The sequence below is a fragment of the Prevotella sp. HMSC077E09 genome (assembly GCF_001814685.1).
GTDB lineage: Bacteria > Bacteroidota > Bacteroidia > Bacteroidales > Bacteroidaceae > Prevotella > Prevotella oris.
In genome coordinates, this window is sequence record NZ_KV817582.1 from 92,678 (window position 1) to 111,361 (window position 18,684).

The window sequence follows — 18,684 nt, forward strand, 5'->3', positions numbered from 1 at the left end:
TTGAAAAATAAGCTTTCGGGATGCCCCGAAGCCTAAAAATCTTGAAAAATAAGCTTTCGGGGAGTCCCGAAGCTTCGAAATCTTGAAAAACAAACTTTCGGGATGCCCCGAAGCCTCAAAATCTTGAAAAACAAGCTTTCGGGGAGTCCCGAAATACGTTTATCACTTATGGAAATCAGAACAATCCCAAAAGATAGGAGGGTGCACCAAAATTTTACCTTCTGACACATACACTCCCCGACTTTTATACGCGGAAAAAGGGTTAACCGAACAGCAATAGTCGCGTAACTGCTCATAGGGTTGAGTAATAAGAGCTGTGTTTCAGCCAATCCGCATCCCAATAATAAGCCATAGCCATACCGAGAATAAGGGATATTACAGCTTGATATAAATCTTCTTTTTCCACAAAGGATAGCCTATTGCAGCATGCATCATCATGAATAGTGCAGCATATTCAAGGGAAGCTAAATAGGGATCAGGTGTCAAAGAAGACAAAAGGTTATAGATTTTGTCCTTTATTTCCCAATAACCAAATAGGATTGCGATCAGCTCACTTGCTACATAAAGAAACAAAGGGTTGGTGCCGAAGACAAGAAAAAATGTCAGACGGGTAGTCTTTATACCTTTAATGTCAATGCAATACATGAGCAATCCTTGGGTAACAGCAGCCAGACCACAAGTCATGCAGACGTAGCTGGGACTCCAAATGCGCTTGTTAAGTGGCAGTCCGAAGCTGACGATATAGCCGATGATGACGAGAAATCCGCCTGTTATCAGGAAGCGTAGAACCTTTTCTTCCGTGCTTTTGGCATCACTCATTCGTTTACCGCAGTAAAAACCTATCAGTGTATGGGCAATTGCCGATAATGAACTACCTGTTCCTTCTGGGTCAACGGGACTGTTATGATAGAGATGTTCTATGCCGAAAAGACGGATATCAATTTGTGCAAGAATGTTTTGCTGGCTGTCATATGCGTAGCCATTGCCCCAGATAAGCAACAGGCTGTAGGCTGCAAGCAATATAACAATGACGGGAATCGTATGGCGATGATTGCAGCAAAGCGCGAAAATGCTGACTGTAAAGTAGCATATAGCGATGCGTTGCATTACGGCCCAGATGCGAAGATGACTGAAATCAAGAGCATTCCCGCTGATAGCCATGTCGAACCAGTTGATAAACAGGCCAATAAAAAACAGTAGAACCGTGCGTTTAACAATCTTGAAAGCCACTTGTCTGCTCCATGTGAAGTTGGTTTTCTTCAGACTGAGATAGGTTGAAATCCCCATAATGAAGAGAAAGAAAGGGAAAACAAGGTCGCAAGGAGTCATGCCATTCCATTTACTGTGCTGTAAAGTGGCGTATATATGCTTGCCTGCTCCATTGTTTACGAGTATCATCAGGCATACTGTCGCACCACGAAGTACATCGAGAGAAAGAAGTCTTTTCTTTTCCATTTCTGCTTATTTCAAAAATTCTACCACTTCTTTTGCCATGCTGATGCAGTCACCCTCGGGCCTGCTGCTATAGATGTTGTGCTGCAAAGTCCAAGGCTCTTCAATGCTGTACCAATCAATCTGCGGGCCTTTGGGTAATGCCAAGTTAAACAGTTCGCTACTGGTTTTGTTGGCATTCTTACCGGCTCCGAGTGCTTCTTCATTCGGATGTGTATAGTCTTCCATCTGTTTGGCAAGCACATCCATGAAGATTTTCCAGCGCTTATAGTAGAAGTCTTTCAGTATTCCCTGCCATTCCTTGTGGGCATAGTCGTGCAGTCCCCCTTTGTCAGCACATATCCAGTTGCCCCAAGTGGTAATTTGTACGCGTGCATTCCATTCATAAAGGTCTTTCTCTTGCTGCGTTGTTCCTAATTTTCGGGCTGCTTCTGTCCAATGACCCAGCCGAAATTCAGTGCGTGTTCCAAGCAGTTTGTCTTGTAAAAGAATCATTTCGAGGAAGCGATGTGCATCTTTTGCAAAGGCCTTCCGACTGAAACCATTGTAATCTGCAATGGTTTTCAGATATTGCAGACGCCCTTGATCGGCAAGTGCCTGACGGCAGATGTCCACCAAATCATATTCGAAATTGTTGTTCCCTTTATACTGATCAGCGATGTCGGTCATAAGTTGTGCGGCCTCAAGTGTAGCCTGTGGGTCATAATAATTGCGCATCTTTGACCAGCTTTTCACTTGAAAATTGTTCAAACTTGGCCTGCCACAGAATATGCTTTCATGAGGTCCTTGTTGGTTATTGCCTGCCGGACAGTTGTAAATGGTTTCAGAAAGCAGCTGCCAGGCACGTTCGATTTCGGGAGAAGTCTTGCCATATCGTGCTTTCACATACCCTTTAATCCAATCTTCTTTCTTACACTCCGTGCGCCAAGGCAGTTCACTCATGAGTTCGAACATCACGGGATTGTTTTCAGAACCCTCCATGGTGAAGCCTATACCTTTCAGATGTTGTGTGTTAGGTGAAGATTGCTTAGTGCTGTAGAAGTTGCGAAGTAACTGGTCCATACGCCCATGTAAGCCCACATTTGCACCGAAGTTCTCGAGCATGCAGAATAACCAGTCATGCTGTTCATAGCCCTTTTCGCGTTTCCAAATAGAGGGAATACCAAACATAGGCCTACATTCAGAAAACAAATCCAACACGAGTAAGTCTCCATTCTTCATGTTCTTGATCATTTGGGGACGCGGGTTCTCTGTCCAACCTTGTATGACCCACGTGGCCTTTGGATTGACACGTTTCATGGCCTCCATTACTTTGCGCCCCGCCCTGCTGTAATCTATAGCCTCATCGTCGTTGGTCTCGTGGAAAGGATCCATGCTGTAGTAGTTTGCCTTGCCGTATAATTTGGTAAGTTCAGCATAGTATAGGTCAGCAATCTTATCAAAATGAGCGTCAGTTGGCGATAGGTTTGCAGGCCGTGTATAGCCGTTCCATATTCCGCCATCCGTGACATTAAGTCCCAATTTCGCTTTGGCATCATGAGGCATCATACCACAAAAGCCCGGCAGTACAGGCTGCATGCCATATTCGTGCATGCGTTTGAGTATCTTCTTCTGCAGTGCCTCCTGCTGATTATACCAGGAGTCGGGGAGTGGACCGCCCCAACCTTCAAGATTATTCATCTCCCACCAGGCCAAAAAAGCAGGGCCTGCGATGAACTTCCCAATTTCTTCTTTCGTGTAACCCAATTTCAACAGCATGTTGCGCCAAGCCACTTCCTCGCCCACAATGGCTAAAGGGAGGTTGACACCATGCAGTGCCATCCAGTCGATTTCCGTCTGCCAGCGTTTCCAATCCCAGAAAGCCATGGAGTAAGAAAATGTACAATAATTGAAATCATAGCGCAGTTTGAGGTCGGTTGCGTGGCGTTCGGGACTTGTAACCCTTGGGAGTGAGGCCGGCAGATGCGTGTTCATGTTATTCCAAGTAAGGTGGATACCGGCGTAATATTTAAGATACCAGTTTAGCCCCACAGCAATATTCACCCACGTATTGCCTTTAATGACAATGCGATTTCCCTCTTGTGACAATTCAAAGAAGTCAGTAGGACTTTGGATAAGTTCGGTTTTGAACTTCTTGTTTGCCCCTTTATCAATCCGTTCTAAAAGGTTATCAATAGGATTGGCTGATGAAATGACAGCGATGAGGCAAAAGAATAAAGTAATAATGGTTCTCATGTTAAATTATCATTAGACTACAAAGGTAATGACTTTTTCTTATATATATCAAAGCGACAGAGATTTTATAGGGTGACAGGACAAAACAAGTGGGGGCTAATCTCAATGAAGAATGGATTTAATAGCATTACATTGCTTTTGTACTGACAACAGCAAGTATAGATGAAAAGAAACTCAAAGTGTGGGAATTCCTGTCGAAAAGACTTTGCAGAAAACTATTCGCTGATAAAGTATATATAGTAGAAGCTATTTGAATTACTCTTTCGGGATGGGGTATATTTGGTGATAAAACTCATAACCAATATGGAAAATAAGCTGAATGATAATAATGAAGTTGCCCAATACTGCTTGAGACAAGATGATGGAAGACAATTGAAATAGGGTATTGTTTTGTATGTTGCAAAGAAAATAAAAGCTTTGTAAATAACATAAGAAATCTCCACTAACGATCTACTGTCCCGATATTCCTTGCTTACCATTCGACTTATTCCAAAAACCGAAAAAGGTTTTAAAAGAAAAAAGCGATGACCTTCACAGGTAACCGCTCCAAATCTTCAATAGGTATTAGTCTTCTTTAAGGTAAAAAGATTGTTTTCAGGATAACGATACAAAGGTAAAGCTTTTTTTTGGATTACCAAATGTTTCGCAATTTTTTTTGATAAAAAATCTTATTATTATCATTTGGCGAGTGAATATTGGTAGAAATATCATCTCACTCCTTTTGTTATTTTATTTCACAACAATCTTTTTATGATTGATGATGTAGATACCTTTGTGCAATTTCTCTGTGTTTGTTCCTAAATATCTGCCGTCAAGAGTGAATATTCGGTGGTCTTCCTGTGCATTGGTTGCTGGAGAGTGAATACCAGTTGGATGCTTGTAATCAGCAATATATCTAAATGTAACTTTCCCGTCTTCACTGATGCTGATGTTTTCAAGCGCTTGTTTTACCTTATAATAATTAGGATTGGACGTGGTTTTCTCATTTATATCGCCTTGCGAATACCACCAAAAGTTTGGTATATTAGCGTCGGAGTTCAGCTTTGTTACATTGGATGTGCCAGGGAATACGTCGCCTTTGAGCTGGTTCATATAGTTTTGTTTCTCTTGTTTGTTAAGTTCACTGTGGTTAGCTTCATCCTTACCATGCCTTTGGATCAAATAGGATGAGAAACAAAGTCCGTCAGCCGGCACGACTGCCATACCCGGTTTACCTGGTGTATTGTTCGGATGATCGTACATATTCACCTTATCATAGTCTAAAACCTTATATACCAATAGCCCTTTATTGCTTGCACCTTTATACCAACCAGTCTGGTTGATGTTCTCTAAAAGGAAGTATTCTTCTGCATGATTTGGATTGGCAATCTTATAAACAACACCTCCGTCATTGGCTGTTTTGTCCATTGTGATGTTGCCTTCAGCGGTTAAAGATTGGATGTCTACAGGCCAGTTCATCTGTTTTTTCTCCCATGCAGTGTAGGGCATTGGTATGAAACCGCCCTTGCCTGCATATTCACCTCCATCCATTAAATCCCAGAATTCCATTTCCTGATTATGCACATAGGCACTATAGGTAGTGGGATAAATGTCGGGTAATCCCATGGCATGAGAGAACTCATGACAAGTAACACCGATGCTGTTGATTTGCATAGTCTTGTCTTGCTTATTAACCCGTTTTCTGATATATGCAGGATAGAGCTCGGCGCCAATACTGAAATTATAGGCCGTTTTATTTCCAATCTTCAGTGAATTGTCTTGAATAGTACTTGTACATGCCCATACTGATGTCGCACCTCCACCGTAGTTCTGTCCTAAGCCGGCATAAACCACATAGACACAATCTATATATCCATCGTTGTTGGCATCTAAACGATCTGCATCCGTGACAAGATGTTTAGCTTGATTAAAGGCATCCCGCACAAGTTCACGGGGGCTTTCGTCGCTGTTGCTGTCAGCGTTGTTGCCTCCATAATAGGTCATGTCATGTGGTAAGTCAACAGGGCCATAGACATCGAAAACAGGCTCGAAAGTACCACTGCTGATAGCTTTGAAGTATTGTGACACGCTTCCATGATTTTCATTATTGCCGTTCCCTCGATCTGAAATAGCGCCTGGTGCATTGAAGAAATCGTTGAAAGCTTCCTTGGGTTCCTTAACTTTAAATTTCACATCCTTAAAGTTGGCAAGAATAACAAGAATATGAGGTTTTCCCGTATGAGGAGTATAGCGTGTATTAGGATCAATAGCTCGTGTCTTGACTCCCTGAAAATTGTCGGGATGTTTGCGTGGAGTTATGAGCTGTGCCTCTGCACTTCCCAATACAGGTACAGGTACCATTTTTCCGTCATATCTTCTAACAAGTGTTGTGTTCTCTTGGTCTGCATGGCTTGAAAGTGATGATGCCATTAAGCAAACTGCAAGTAAAAATGTCTTCATTATTGTAATTTTGTATTGTTGTTAATCTTAAGTGGTAGGGATAAATGAGGGTGTTTACCTGAAAAAATACTGTCCTTTATTTCGCGTTTGTTTGCCGAATTCAATGGCATGATGCGGGCAATAATGGTAGCAGGCAAAGCAGGTAAGACAACCGTTGTTGTGTTTCCACACGGGAATTTGACCATGTCCTCCTTCAATATTGGATGTTGGACAGACATTGGCACAGATACCACATTTTACACAACGCTGCTTCTCGACATGGAAAGGCTTGTCTGTAATGAGCCTGTTTACAAAATAAGAACCTAAAATCTTACTGTTAATCCATGGCCAATGACTCAGATACATGCGGTTTACACAATGCTCACGGTCGTAAATCTGCCCGCAATAAGTTTGCAACAACGCTATTGCCTGCTGTCGTTTCTCTGTTGCAACCTCCCTGGTATCTACGTTCATGAAAGGCAGTCCAACATAGGTGTTAGGCATTTTCAATGAGAAAGTGGCATGCGTATGTAGTCCGATTGTTGCAAGATCTTCGTTAAGATAGTCCATAGCCTGTCCGATATCATCGCCTGCAGTGCATAGTGCATAGCAATAGTGTGCAGAAAGTGAGTCTGAATGTTGACATGCAGTCAGCTTCAGACTTCCGATAAACTTCCTGACGAATAGTGGTGGGCGCCAGCCATGAATAGGAAACATGAAGCCAATACGCTCATCTCTTTCCAAGGTATAAGCATATTGGCTTTTTATAACATCAGGAATAGAATAGAGCTTCTCTCCTGTGATTTGAGCAACTTTCCGAGCTGCCCAACGAGTGTTTCCTGTTGCAGAAAAGTAAAATATCATTTATTTTCTGATTCGGTCATTACTCCTTCAATGTAAAGACGAGTCATTTCAGTTTTGGCATTACTGTGAACGGTAATACTCTTCTTAAAATGTCCGGCAAATAGTGTGGAACCATTATAAGTGACCTTGATTTCTCCTTTTTGTCCTGGCATGATAGGCGTCTTAGTGTAAGTAGGAACCGTACAACCACAACTTGCCATTGCCTGATTAATGACCAAAGGGGCGTCTCCGGTGTTTGTGAACACGAAAACGGTTTGACGAACAGGATTACTTTTTGGGAAAGTCCCAAGGTCAATAGTTACCTTGTCGAATTTAATCTCTGCCTGTTTCTGAGCAGATGCCATTGTAAAGAATGACATAAGCATGAATGCTATAGCTAATAATTTCTTCATATTCCTCTCTATTAATATTGAATTATGTGCAAAAATACGAAACATTTTGAATTCTTACCTCTTATATATAAGAATTTTATAGATTATTAATCAAAATCTTTCACTTTCATTGAGTTTTTTTCTCGTGTGCTAATGTTTAGGAAACAAAAGCTCATAGTCTCTTTTCAAGGCGGGATGAGTCCATGTTTCCGGCACAAAATGCCAGTTGTTATGAGGTTGGGCATCTATTATTTTGTGATGTTCTATATACTCCATGATAATACTTCTTTGATCTTTTGAACTGATGAATTCAATTCTCAGGGAAATCTCTTGCAATGGAATTCCTGCACCACGTGTCAGTAATTCCCCCCCCGCCATTGCCTCGATAACTATTCATGGCAACGCGATATGTTCTGTTTTCTTCAAAGGATTGTCCATTAGACATACGGAGAATATGTACTTTTTGTCCATCGGGTTGTGTGACATCTACTTCATAATCAATGCCGGCAGCAGTGTCGAAGTTGAATGCAAGATTATGCCAATGCCAATGACCATCGGTTTCTTGGTCCATAAGCATAATGTGGTCATTTGGGTTTTGCATGGTTGTAACCCATTGATCATAACTCATTTCTAATAATAATCGTACCTCCTTACCGGTCATTCTGACTACATAGAGCTGATTTTCATACGTATAAAGATTAAAAAGATCACTCACATGAATATCTCCTTCGTGTATACATGCATCGAATTTCAAAGGAGCATTGAGTGAAATGTCGGCTCCTGTAAAGTCTAATTGAATATCGTGTATGAGATCAGAGAATGCAGATGAACCGAAAAAGCTGTCGCGAGTATAGATAGAATGTGTAAAGGTTCCAATCTTTCGACCGACATATTGCTTCACTTTCTCTATGTCAGAAGAGAAGTGTTCCATGAAAGTCTGATCAATCTTTTCATTGTCAATATTCACAAGTTGGGCATCTGTTGATGCCAAATGTATTTGTCCTTGCGGACTTTTCTCAAAGTTTAAGCTGCATTCACTGATGTAATGTGCATTACTTGAAGGATTGATGATATAAATCTTTCTCCCATCCTTTTCAATACATTCTCTTTTTAATCTATGGTCGTGTCCACAGAGAATGAGGTCAACACCTGATACTTCTTGTGCTGTTTTTATACTTTCATTTTCATTGCCATTTGTATCTTGAATTCCCCCTTCAAAGCCCGAATGGAAGAGTCCGATGACTGCATCAGCATGTTCAATCTCACGTACATGTTTTACCCATTTTGCCATACAGCTTGGTATATCCAGGAAAGTCATGCCCTGCCACAGGTTTTCATGCAGCCAATAGGGGATGCTTGGAGTCAGCATACCGATAAAAGCAATCCTTATTCCTGCTATTTCTCGGATTGCATATGGCTTGAAGTAAGGCTTTAATGAATTGTTATAAACAACATTAGCTGCAAGGATATCATAATTTGCTTCAGCTGCATATTTATCGTAAACAGCATGTCCTGTTTCGATATCGTGATTTCCTATGGTCTGCAAGTCATACCCAAGGACACTCATAACACGCGCTGCAACATTTTCCATAGACGGCTGCACATAATTGCAATAATAGCATGAAGGCTGTCCTTGCAGCACATCTCCGCCATCTACAAGCAATAGATGTTGGCCGTATTTATAGCGCATTTGCTTCACGTATAACGCTATGCGTGCCATAGAACCCTTGCAGGGATGCCCCTCAATAAAGTCAAAAGGGAAGAAGCATCCATGTATATCGGTTGTATGGAGTATCTTAATCGTGAATTTGCTCATATATTCCGATATATTTCCGAGCTATATTTACATAGTCATGATGTCGCTCAATATAGGCGATACTCTCACGTTTGAGCGTGTCAATACGCTCTGGGTGAAGCACTAATTGCTTGAGAACGTGATACACACTGTCTTCATTGGGTTGTACATTCATAATGGGCCGAAGCTCCGTTTCGCCTAAAATCTCATCGTTTTCAGGTTCTCCGCCACCAATACAGATAAGTCCTCTATTCATAGCTTCCAATGAATTCATAGACGGAGTATAGCTGTAGAGTTGATCAAGAATGGCATCGCATCCCTTCATCATTTTGACATAATCAGCAAAAGGAATGCTTTCTGCAATTTTCAGAACAACTTTTTCAGGATATTCTTGTGCTATCTTTTGTGCAGCCTTGAGCATGATATCCGTTCCTTTGTAGGTACTTCGCTCCTTGTTTATACCGATAAAGAGGTGGAGTTTGCCCTCAAACGGTCGAGGAAACCGATGAAGTGGAACGATGGGAAATGGGCAGAAGCAGGTTTTCTCAGGAAAAATGGGATGATAACAAGCCCAATATTCATAAAGCCCGGCAACGATATGGTCACAGTCTTTCGCTATATATTGGCACAATTCTGCTTTCGGGGTTCCTATCCAATCCTTTATATATTGCTGTGACTCCTGGTCTTTTCGTATGCTTTTCCCTATATTGAAGTCACTGTATCGCAAAGGGAAGCGTGTTATACACTCATGAACCCAATAGTAATCCATGCCAAAGGCCCCTAAAACAGTATGACGGTTATGTTTTCGCAGATAGTTATAGAAGAAGCGAAGTCGCTCTGCTTTCAGCTCGAAAAACATGGGGTTGATGAGTTGAACTATGTCATAGCCACGCAGTTTTGGAAGTAGAAAGAGCAGACGGGTATAGAGTCTTACACCACCAAGTCGGCCTTTTGGCCGACTGACATCTATGTCGCGCGGATAGTTTTTCCAGAAATCTCCGTTGGAAACAACCGTGACTTCATGCCCCAACTTGCGCAAACCTTGTGCCAAAGTTGCATGTACATTGCTGTATTCTCCTAACAGAAGTATTTTCATAGAAGCGTTGTTGCAATGATAATTCTGCGCCCCCAGCTACTTTTACAGAGCTTTTGAAAGACTCGATACTTGGCTGTATAGTTCTTTTCGGGCAGAGGAAACAGACCATGAGCATGCAACCTTTCGCATGTTTCTTCAAGTCTTGACAGGCTATGTGTCAGTCGGGCCGTGTTATAAAGATGATCCATGGAAAGTTGTGCTATGCGCCGTTGCAGGGCAAACTGCTTCGATTGAGGAAGTGTGTTGAGTTGTTCTTGCAGGTGAAGGATAACTTTTTCTGTGTTCTCGAGCCTTTGAATACAACTGCGTTTATCGTGTTTATGCAGCACAGAAGCCTTGTGTTGTCGATAGAAATAGCTTTTTGCCGACGTTGCGAAAAGACGGTCGGCATGCAACATCAACTGTGCAGTAAACTCTTCATCTTCGGCATAATAGTTCATGTTGGAGCGGAAACGAAGCCCTTGTAACATGTCTTTTTTGAAAATATAAAAGCAGGAAGCTCCTCTTATGTTGTGTGCCTGCATATAGGTTGCACCGGTAAAAGGCCCTTCAATATCTTCAGTAATGGTGACTGAAGGCGAGTATGCTACATCGAAAACTATCATGTCCGGATTATGGTATCTGGCGATATCTAAGCAATGTTCATAGGTCGGTTGCAGCAGATAATCATCTCCGTCAATCAGTTGTATGTATTTTCCTTTGGCCATGTCTATACCTCGGTTTCGCGATCTGCTAATTCCCTGATTGGGTTGACGCACATAGATGATATCGTCGCAGATGTCAAGCAGTGTGCTGATAGCAGGCGTGTCGCTTCCGTCATCAATCACAATAATCTCCCGACTGTCATTGCTGAGCGACAAATTGCGTATGCTGTCTATGCATGAACGTAGCATTGTCGGGTCGGTATTGAATGTCGGTATGATGAAGCTCACCAATGGAGTCTTGTCATATTTTCGTAAGTCTTGCGAGTTGGGCATAGTCATGATTTTGTGGAACAAATATAAGAAAAAATCTCTCTGCGGCCAAGAATAAGCCGATTTTATTTTGAAAGGGGGAGCGTTTGCTGCTTTAATAGCGAGAAGCTTTAAGCTTTAATCATGCCCTCAGAAACTAATGGTTATTATCAAATATAACGCATGAAACTGTTGATTTAATTTACTGTTGATTTGCATTTGCCTCTAAAATTTATTATCTTTGCCAAGGGGAAGAATGCGAAAGTGTTTTTCCTTTTTTCGTTTATAGACAGCGGACTGACAATGAAATCATGCAAATGGCCTGATAATCTAAGTCAGATTACATTCTGAAGTGCGTCAAATCAGTGTGTAAAGTGACTTGTTTTGCAGATAAATATGAGGCATATTGTACCATGAAATGATGCAGATGAGTCAATAATTTGTTGTTTACGGAAAAACAGAACAATGCAAGATAACTTTTATTGTAATGTTTTCTGATTATTTTTTATTATTTTTTGGAGCGAGATAAAGAGTCAATCTAAATGAAATATCAGTGCAGTACGATGTACCTGGAAAAGCTATATAAATCGGGAGAACAAAGAAATGTAGAACTTTAGAACTTCAAAATTTGTTTTCTATAGATAGATGAAGTTATTTCGTATGAAATGTTTCAATCTGTCGACAGCATTCTTTATAGTGGAAGATGAGTTGCAGGCAGGGGGTGCCTTTCGCTATGAAAAGACAAAAACAGAGGTGAAATAAAATAAAACTATGGCTTGCACAACTGATTTTATAGATTTTGTATGTCTGTAACTTGAGGGTGTAGAATTGTTAACTTGCTTTGTTTCGACGAAGTTTCAATAAAAAAAACAATTTCTTTTTGTTTTATTTTCCAAATTCATAAATAATTACTACATTTGCGTTGACAAACATATTAATTAATCTATCATCAGATAAAACAAGTAGAATCAAAATGAGTAAAATCGTTACATTGGGTGAAATCATGCTTCGCCTATCGCCAAAGGGTAATTATCGCTTTGTCCAGAGTGACTCTTTTCAGGTTATTCCGGGTGGCGGTGAAGCTAATGTGGCCGTCAGTCTTGCTAATTATGGACATGCTTCTTACTTCGTATCGAAGCTTCCGGCTCATGAAATTGGTCAGATAGCCGTGAATGGTTTGCGCCGCTATGGTGTCAATACAGATTATATTGTGCGTGGCGGGGATAGAGTAGGGCTTTATTATGCGGAGACCGGTGCAAGCATGCGTCCTTCAAAAGTCATTTATGATAGGGCTAACAGTGCCATTGCAGAGGCTGATCCTTCAGATTTCAACTTTGATGAAATCATGGAGGGTGCAGATTGGTTCCATTGGAGTGGCATCACTCCTGCAATCAGTGATAAGGCTGCAGAGCTGACCCGATTGGCTTGTGAAGCTGCAAAACGTCATCATGTAACAGTTTCGGTAGACCTGAATTTCCGTAAGAAGCTGTGGACATCAGAGAAGGCAATCGCTGTGATGCGTCCTTTAATGAAATATGTAGACGTATGTATCGGCAATGAAGAAGATGCACAATTGTGCCTTGGTTTCAAGCCGGATGCCGATGTTGAGGGTGGAAAGACCGATGCAGAAGGCTACTATGGCATATTCAAGGGCATGATGAAGGAGTTTGGTTTCAAATATGTTGTCTCCACATTACGCGAGAGTTTCTCTGCTACTCACAATGGCTGGAAAGCACTGATCTATGATGGTAAGGAGTTTTATCAAAGTAAGCATTACGACATCAATCCCATCATTGATCGTGTTGGTGGTGGTGATTCTTTCTCTGGTGGTTTAATTCATGGCATGCTTACCTACAAGGAACAAGCTAAGGCTTTGGAATTTGCAGTAGCAGCAAGTGCATTGAAGCATACTATTCCTGGCGATTTCAACGTGGTTTCAACTTCAGAAGTGGAGAGTTTAGCCGGTGGTAACGCCAATGGCCGTGTTCAACGATAATTTTAGATAAAAGAAATGGCAAGATTTAATAAGGTACAAGTACTTACTGCTATGAAGGAAACGGGCATGGTTCCTGTATTCTTTAATAGTGATATTGATATTTGCAAGCAAGTCATTAAGGCCTGCTATATGGGTGGTGTCCGTGTTTTCGAGTTTACAAATCGTGGTGACTTCGCCCACGAATTGTTTGGAGATTTGGTGAAATGGGCAGCAAAGGAGTGTCCGGAACTTATTCTTGGAGCAGGTACTGTGATTGATGCACCAACAGCAGTTCTGTATCTTCAGTTGGGAGCTAACTTCATTGTAGGCCCTAACTTCAATCCAGAGATTGCTCCTGTCTGCAATCGTAGATTGGTTCCTTATTCTCCGGGCTGTGGAAGTGTCAGTGAGATGAGTGATGCACAGGCTGCAGGCTGCGATGTAACCAAGGTTTTTCCGGCAGGCAATGTAGGTGGCCCTTCTTTTGTTAAGAACGTTTTAGGGCCATTGCGTTGGAGCAATATCATGGTGACAGGGGCTGTTTCTCCTGACGAAGAGAACCTTACTGATTGGATAAAGGCAGGTGTGCTTTGTGTTGGTATGGGTTCGAAATTGTTTCCGAAAGACGTCATTGCTGCTAAAAACTGGCAGTATATCACAGACAAATGCATTGAGGCATTAGGGTATATTGCCAAGGCTCGATCATAAGTTACGACATATAAAAGGCTTCCTATTGCTTCTGATAGGAGGTCTTTTCCTTTTTTCTGCTTGTAGACCGGAATACAAATCAGAGGTTGACAAGTTGAATGATATCTCATATTCTTTTCACTATCGTAATCTTGATTCAACCAAGTACTATGCAAACAAGGCTTTGAAATTAAGTAAAGATTACGATAATGGATATGCAGAAGCTTTGAATAATTTAGCCTTTGTAAGTATCGTCAAGATGAATTATGACAATGCTTACAAATTATTGAATGCGGTTTTGAAGGCTACAGATAATCAGTTTGAGCTTCTTGTGGCCGACATTCAATTCATGCGTTTATGCCAACGTCAGTCCAGAAACAAAGACTTTTATATCTATAGAGAGAGCGCTCTTCACAGACTTCATCGCATCAAAGAAGAACAGTCAGGTCTTACTTCAAGGCAATTAAGGCGATTAACTTACGCGAAGTCTGAGTTTGATATTGTCAATTCCACCTATTTTTATTATATAGGTCTGCGTAAGCAGGCTATTGAAGCATTGGATAATATCGATCCATATGGTGCTATCCAGCAAGACACGGCACAGTTGTTATCCTATTACTACAATATTGGTTCGGGTGGAATGATAACTTCAGGAACGAGTAGGGAAATCATCCAGAAAGAGTTCGACTATCTTGTGAAATGCTATCTGTTGGCTTTACAGCACAATTATCCATTTTGGGAAGCCAACTCAATGCAGGCTATCAGCGAACATTTACAAGATAAGAAACAACGCGATATGCTGATAGCTGATAATCTACCTACCATGAAGTTTCTTAATGTTGACCACATGCCAGACTCTTTATTGGCAGGAAATCTTGCCCAACGATCGCTTGATATCTTCATCAGATATGGGGATGTCTATCAGATTGCGGGTGCCTATAGAACGTTGGCACAGTGCTATTGGCATATCAATGACTATCATTCGGCTAATATCTGCCTTAACGATGCATTGCTGCGTGACACAGTTATTCAACGCGCTCCAGACCTTGTGGCTTCTATCCGCGAGCAGATGTCATTGGTTTATTCGGCAATAGATGATAAAACTCAGAGCGATTTCAATCGCAATATCTATCTTGACATGCAGGAAAAGACACGCCAGGATCGTCAACTTGAAGCTCGTGCAGACCAGCTTAACAAGTCAGCATCGACATTGAATTTCATGATTGGGGCTGTTGTTTTCATGATAGTTATCGTGATACTTCTCTTGATTTTCTTTGACAGAATGCGTGTGCGAAGTGACAAGAAGTTTTCTATAGAGCGACTTTTTGCACCTTTGGATGAATGGCAGGAACGTGAAAAGAAAATCAGGTTACAGCAGGAGGATAACTTCGAACAGGTGGATGAACAAATCCAAATGGAGAGTTTACACCTCTCTGACAATTTGAGGAGAAATATTGAGCAGCGTGCTAAGATTGCTCTCGTCAATAGTATTACTCCACTTATCGACCGTATTATCCACGAAATCAACTGTTTGCGTAATCGCCATGAGACAGAGAAAGTAAGATTAGAGCGGTACGCATACATCAGTGAACTTACCAATCAGATTGGTGAATATAATAATGTGCTGACGCAATGGATACAGCTTCGCCAAGGACAGCTTAGTATTAAGGTCGAGAGTTTCGCCCTTCAGGAACTGTTTAATATCGTGATCAAGGGTTATATGAGTTTCAGATTGAAAGGCATCTCCCTAAAAGTTAAAGCTACAGATGCTGTTGTCAAGGCTGATAAAATATTGACTCTGTTCATGATTAACACTCTGGCTGATAACGCACGCAAGTATACTCCGCAAGGAGGTTGTGTGACAATCTATAGTCAGAATGCTGAAGAAGCGGTGGAAATCGTGATAGAAGACAATGGACAAGGTATGACCGAAAAGCAGGTTTTGCATTTGTTTGATCACAAAACCATTGTTGATGAGTCGTTGAAAGAAAACGAATTGATTCCAGAAGAGAAGTCTCATGGCTTCGGTTTGATGAATTGTAAGGGCATCATTGATAAGTATCGAAAAATCAGTTCAATCTTTTCTGTATGCTCTATCAAGGTCGAAAGTGAGATAGGTAAAGGCAGTCGCTTTGCTTTCAGGCTTCCTAAAGGTGTATTACGCTTGCTTTTTGTTTTCTCATTTCTTAGTCTTTCGTCTTCTATATTTGCATCTTCATATCTTTTGAAAAAGGCTGCAGCTTTCGCTGACAGTGCTTATTTTTGTAATTTGAATGGCAGATATGAGACGACTTTAGATTATGCTGACAGTTGTAGAACCTATTTGAATAAATATTATCGGTTGCTTGGTCTCCAGGAAACTGCTGATACTTTGCGATATATAGAAACAGAAGTTACACCTGTAGAGATTACATGGTATCACCGCCATTTACGCTTCGACTACAATGTTATCCTTGACATTCGTAATGAAACTGCTGTTGCTAATCTTGCTTTGCATGATTGGGATGCTTATCATTACAATAATAGGGTCTATACATTACTGTTTCGTGAGACCTCGGCTGATAATAGTTTGGGAGAGTATGTACGTGTAATGCAGCGGTCAGAAAACAATAAAAATGTAGCCATCATACTTCTTGTACTGCTTCTTATATTGATTTTTCCTGCTTATTATTTTCTTTATTACCGGCATCGTCTATATTACAGGCTGGCTGTTGATCGTGTTGATAAAATCAATGCTGTTTTGTTATCAGACCTAACTCCTCAGGAAAAACTCAGCAATATCAATAAAATCTGGGCACAGGCCAACTTGTTGCTCAAGGCTACAAATTCCAAGTTGAACGATGTTGTTGAAAAGATTAGGCTTGCACTTGCTAATAAAATAGAAGACGATAATAAGCAGTCAATAAGTCTGGAATTGGCAAAGGATGAATTGCATAGGATTATTTATGAAAATCAACGACTGCACATCAGCAATAATGTGCTTGACAACTGTCTGTCAACACTAAAGCATGAGACGATGTATTACCCCTCGCGCATACGTCAGTTGGTGGATGAAAAGGATAAAAATCTTAATGCTATTAACGAAGTTGCACTTTATTATAAACAGCTTTACGCCTTGCTGAGTGAACAAGCTATGGTTCAAATAGACAATAATCTAAAAGCGAATTCGCAATTAGTGAACTATCTTCTTGAACTTCTTAAAAAGATAAGTGGAGAGAAGAACTTAGAAAAAACATTGGTAGAAAAAGATAATCAATATGTCATTATACGTTTGATATTACCTTCACTTCATCTTTCTGATGCACAATGTGCAGCATTATTTACGCCATTATCTGTCAATATCAATTATATGGTGTGTCGTCAGATAGTCAGAGAAATAGGAGAAACGACAAATCTTAGAGGTTGTGGTATAGAGGCAAGTCATCTTCCTGATGATGCAGGAACACAGATTGAAATCACTCTTCCACGTCAGTTGAATATAAAATTAAACTCATGAATAACTTTAAAATTATTATCGTTGAAGATGTACCATTGGAGTTAAAAGGTACGGAGGGTATCATTAAGAATGATATTCCAGAGGCAGAAATCATAGGAACAGCAGAAAATGAAACCGCTTATTGGAAGCTGTTGAAAGACCACCAGCCCGATTTGGTCTTGCTTGATCTTGGACTCGGGGGGAGTACAACGGTTGGTGTAGAGATTTGTCGCCATACAAAAGAAACACATCCTGAAATAAAAGTGTTGATTTTCACAGGCGAAATTTTGAATGAGAAGCTTTGGGTTGATGTCTTGGATGCGGGATGTGATGGTATAATTCTCAAGAGTGGGGAACTTCTGACACGTGGAGATGTCTCCAGTGTTATGGATGGAAAGCGTCTTGTTTTCAATCAACCCATCTTAGAAAAGATAGTATCTCGTTTCAAAGCAAGCGTCGATAACCAGTTGATGCGGCAGGAAGCTTTGATTAATTATGAAATTGATGAATACGATGAACGCTTTCTTCGCCACCTTGCTTTGGGGTATACGAAAGAACAGATTACTAATCTTCGAGGTATGCCTTTCGGCGTAAAGAGTTTGGAAAAGCGTCAGAACGAATTGGTTCAGAAGTTATTCCCTGATGGTAATGGTGGCGTTGGCGTCAATGCAACACGTTTAGTCGTGCGGGCACTTGAACTTAGGATCTTGGATATTGATAATCTGCGACCGGATGAAGAATAAACGAAAACAGCGCTATCTTGGGAACATTATGGTGTTCTTGGCTGCAGGTCAGCTTCTTGTTATACTGTTGTCGTGGCTGCTTTCTGCGGCTTTGCCTGATCTGTCGGTACATTCCTTGCTCAGTAGTGAAGGGATAAGATGGTTCTTCGGACGTTTTTCATATAATATTGCCACGCCTATGACCGCTTGGTTGATTGTTGCAACGATTGCCTATGGTTGTCTTTCATCATGTGGAATCTTGGAATTGCGCCGCCCAATCGACTTCCGTCAGCGCATAGCTCTGCGGTTTGTGGTTTACGAAATCATTGCTTTTGCGGCTATTCTTCTGTTACTGACGCTTGTACCTCATGCCGTATTGCTGAGTGTCGATGGCAAGATTCTTTCTCGTAGCTTTGTGAATAGCTTCATCCCTTATGTCTCTTTTGTTGTTTGTGTGATTTCTGTCAGCTATGCTTACATGTCAGGAAAGTATACCTCTAAAGCTGATATTTTCAATATGCTCTGTGAAGGAAGCCGCAAACTTGCACCAATTTTCGTGCTTTATGTGCTGTTCATGCAACTTGTTTTTTCTATACTTTTCGTGTTTTCAAACGGCGGATAGCCGTATTCAACTCTTTATT

Annotated in this window: 12 protein-coding genes and 1 pseudogene; 5 read left to right on the forward strand and 8 right to left on the reverse strand. The window is 41.0% G+C overall.

Features of this window, described 5'->3' with window-relative positions:
* Positions 1–375 precede the first annotated feature (375 nt).
* The 8 genes and pseudogenes from HMPREF2983_RS10555 to HMPREF2983_RS10590 all read right to left on the reverse strand — a co-directional run bounded on the left by HMPREF2983_RS10555 (position 376) and on the right by HMPREF2983_RS10590 (position 11,214).
* Complete coding sequence (locus HMPREF2983_RS10555; protein WP_070668176.1) at positions 376–1,455, reverse strand: acyltransferase family protein; 1,080 nt, start codon at positions 1,453–1,455, stop codon at positions 376–378.
* A gap of 6 nt (positions 1,456–1,461) precedes the next feature.
* Positions 1,462–3,687 (reverse strand): alpha-N-acetylglucosaminidase, encoded by a 2,226-nt coding sequence (locus HMPREF2983_RS10560; RefSeq protein WP_070668179.1) that lies wholly within the window; start codon positions 3,685–3,687, stop codon positions 1,462–1,464.
* A gap of 729 nt (positions 3,688–4,416) precedes the next feature.
* Complete coding sequence (locus HMPREF2983_RS10565; RefSeq protein WP_070668182.1) at positions 4,417–6,126, reverse strand: M6 family metalloprotease domain-containing protein; 1,710 nt, start codon at positions 6,124–6,126, stop codon at positions 4,417–4,419.
* A gap of 54 nt (positions 6,127–6,180) precedes the next feature.
* Positions 6,181–6,969, reverse strand: a complete 789-nt coding sequence (locus HMPREF2983_RS10570; protein WP_070668185.1) for an EFR1 family ferrodoxin — start codon at positions 6,967–6,969, stop codon at positions 6,181–6,183.
* Positions 6,966–7,361, reverse strand: coding sequence for a DUF1573 domain-containing protein (locus tag HMPREF2983_RS10575; RefSeq protein WP_018920087.1), 396 nt, complete (start codon positions 7,359–7,361; stop codon positions 6,966–6,968). The genes HMPREF2983_RS10570 and HMPREF2983_RS10575 overlap by 4 nt, the downstream gene beginning before the upstream one ends.
* A 129-nt stretch (positions 7,362–7,490) precedes the next feature.
* Positions 7,491–9,156: pseudogene (locus HMPREF2983_RS10580) on the reverse strand (bifunctional UDP-sugar hydrolase/5'-nucleotidase).
* Positions 9,137–10,231 carry a glycosyltransferase family protein gene (locus tag HMPREF2983_RS10585; protein WP_070668188.1) on the reverse strand — a complete coding sequence of 365 codons (1,095 nt, stop codon included), beginning with the start codon at positions 10,229–10,231 and terminating at the stop codon, positions 9,137–9,139. Before HMPREF2983_RS10585 ends, HMPREF2983_RS10580 begins: the two are co-directional and overlap by 20 nt.
* Entirely contained in the window at positions 10,228–11,214 is a 987-nt protein-coding gene (locus tag HMPREF2983_RS10590; RefSeq protein ID WP_070668191.1) for a glycosyltransferase family 2 protein, read from the reverse strand. Before HMPREF2983_RS10590 ends, HMPREF2983_RS10585 begins: the two co-directional genes overlap by 4 nt.
* A 943-nt stretch (positions 11,215–12,157) precedes the next feature.
* Here HMPREF2983_RS10590 and HMPREF2983_RS10595 point away from each other — a divergent pair.
* The 5 genes from HMPREF2983_RS10595 to HMPREF2983_RS10615 are packed head-to-tail and all read left to right on the forward strand — an operon-like array spanning position 12,158 to position 18,665.
* Entirely contained in the window at positions 12,158–13,180 is a 1,023-nt protein-coding gene (locus HMPREF2983_RS10595; protein ID WP_018920092.1) for a sugar kinase, read from the forward strand.
* 15 nt (positions 13,181–13,195) lie between these two features.
* The gene (locus HMPREF2983_RS10600; RefSeq protein ID WP_004375190.1) at positions 13,196–13,867 is read left to right on the forward strand and encodes a bifunctional 4-hydroxy-2-oxoglutarate aldolase/2-dehydro-3-deoxy-phosphogluconate aldolase; all 672 of its coding nucleotides are present in this window, start codon (positions 13,196–13,198) and stop codon (positions 13,865–13,867) included.
* A complete protein-coding gene (locus HMPREF2983_RS10605) occupies positions 13,848–17,342 on the forward strand; it encodes an ATP-binding protein (protein WP_070668193.1) in 3,495 nt (1,164 codons plus the stop codon). The genes HMPREF2983_RS10600 and HMPREF2983_RS10605 overlap by 20 nt, the downstream gene beginning before the upstream one ends.
* Positions 17,339–18,064, forward strand: a complete 726-nt coding sequence (locus HMPREF2983_RS10610; RefSeq protein ID WP_004375182.1) for a DUF5932 domain-containing protein — start codon at positions 17,339–17,341, stop codon at positions 18,062–18,064. The genes HMPREF2983_RS10605 and HMPREF2983_RS10610 overlap by 4 nt, the downstream gene beginning before the upstream one ends.
* A complete protein-coding gene (locus tag HMPREF2983_RS10615; protein WP_070668195.1) occupies positions 18,054–18,665 on the forward strand; it encodes an AbgT family transporter in 612 nt (203 codons plus the stop codon). Before HMPREF2983_RS10610 ends, HMPREF2983_RS10615 begins: the two co-directional genes overlap by 11 nt.
* Positions 18,666–18,684: the final 19 nt, after the last annotated feature.

Coding starts and splice junctions, on each gene's coding strand:
- HMPREF2983_RS10555 (WP_070668176.1), bottom strand. CDS start 1,455: ATGGAAAAGAAAAGACTTCTTTCTCTCGATGTACTTCGTGGTGCGACA.
- HMPREF2983_RS10560 (WP_070668179.1), bottom strand. CDS start 3,687: ATGAGAACCATTATTACTTTATTCTTTTGCCTCATCGCTGTCATTTCA.
- HMPREF2983_RS10565 (WP_070668182.1), bottom strand. CDS start 6,126: ATGAAGACATTTTTACTTGCAGTTTGCTTAATGGCATCATCACTTTCA.
- HMPREF2983_RS10570 (WP_070668185.1), bottom strand. CDS start 6,969: ATGATATTTTACTTTTCTGCAACAGGAAACACTCGTTGGGCAGCTCGG.
- HMPREF2983_RS10575 (WP_018920087.1), bottom strand. CDS start 7,361: ATGAAGAAATTATTAGCTATAGCATTCATGCTTATGTCATTCTTTACA.
- HMPREF2983_RS10585 (WP_070668188.1), bottom strand. CDS start 10,231: ATGAAAATACTTCTGTTAGGAGAATACAGCAATGTACATGCAACTTTG.
- HMPREF2983_RS10590 (WP_070668191.1), bottom strand. CDS start 11,214: ATGACTATGCCCAACTCGCAAGACTTACGAAAATATGACAAGACTCCA.
- HMPREF2983_RS10595 (WP_018920092.1), top strand. CDS start 12,158: ATGAGTAAAATCGTTACATTGGGTGAAATCATGCTTCGCCTATCGCCA.
- HMPREF2983_RS10600 (WP_004375190.1), top strand. CDS start 13,196: ATGGCAAGATTTAATAAGGTACAAGTACTTACTGCTATGAAGGAAACG.
- HMPREF2983_RS10610 (WP_004375182.1), top strand. CDS start 17,339: ATGAATAACTTTAAAATTATTATCGTTGAAGATGTACCATTGGAGTTA.
- HMPREF2983_RS10615 (WP_070668195.1), top strand. CDS start 18,054: ATGAAGAATAAACGAAAACAGCGCTATCTTGGGAACATTATGGTGTTC.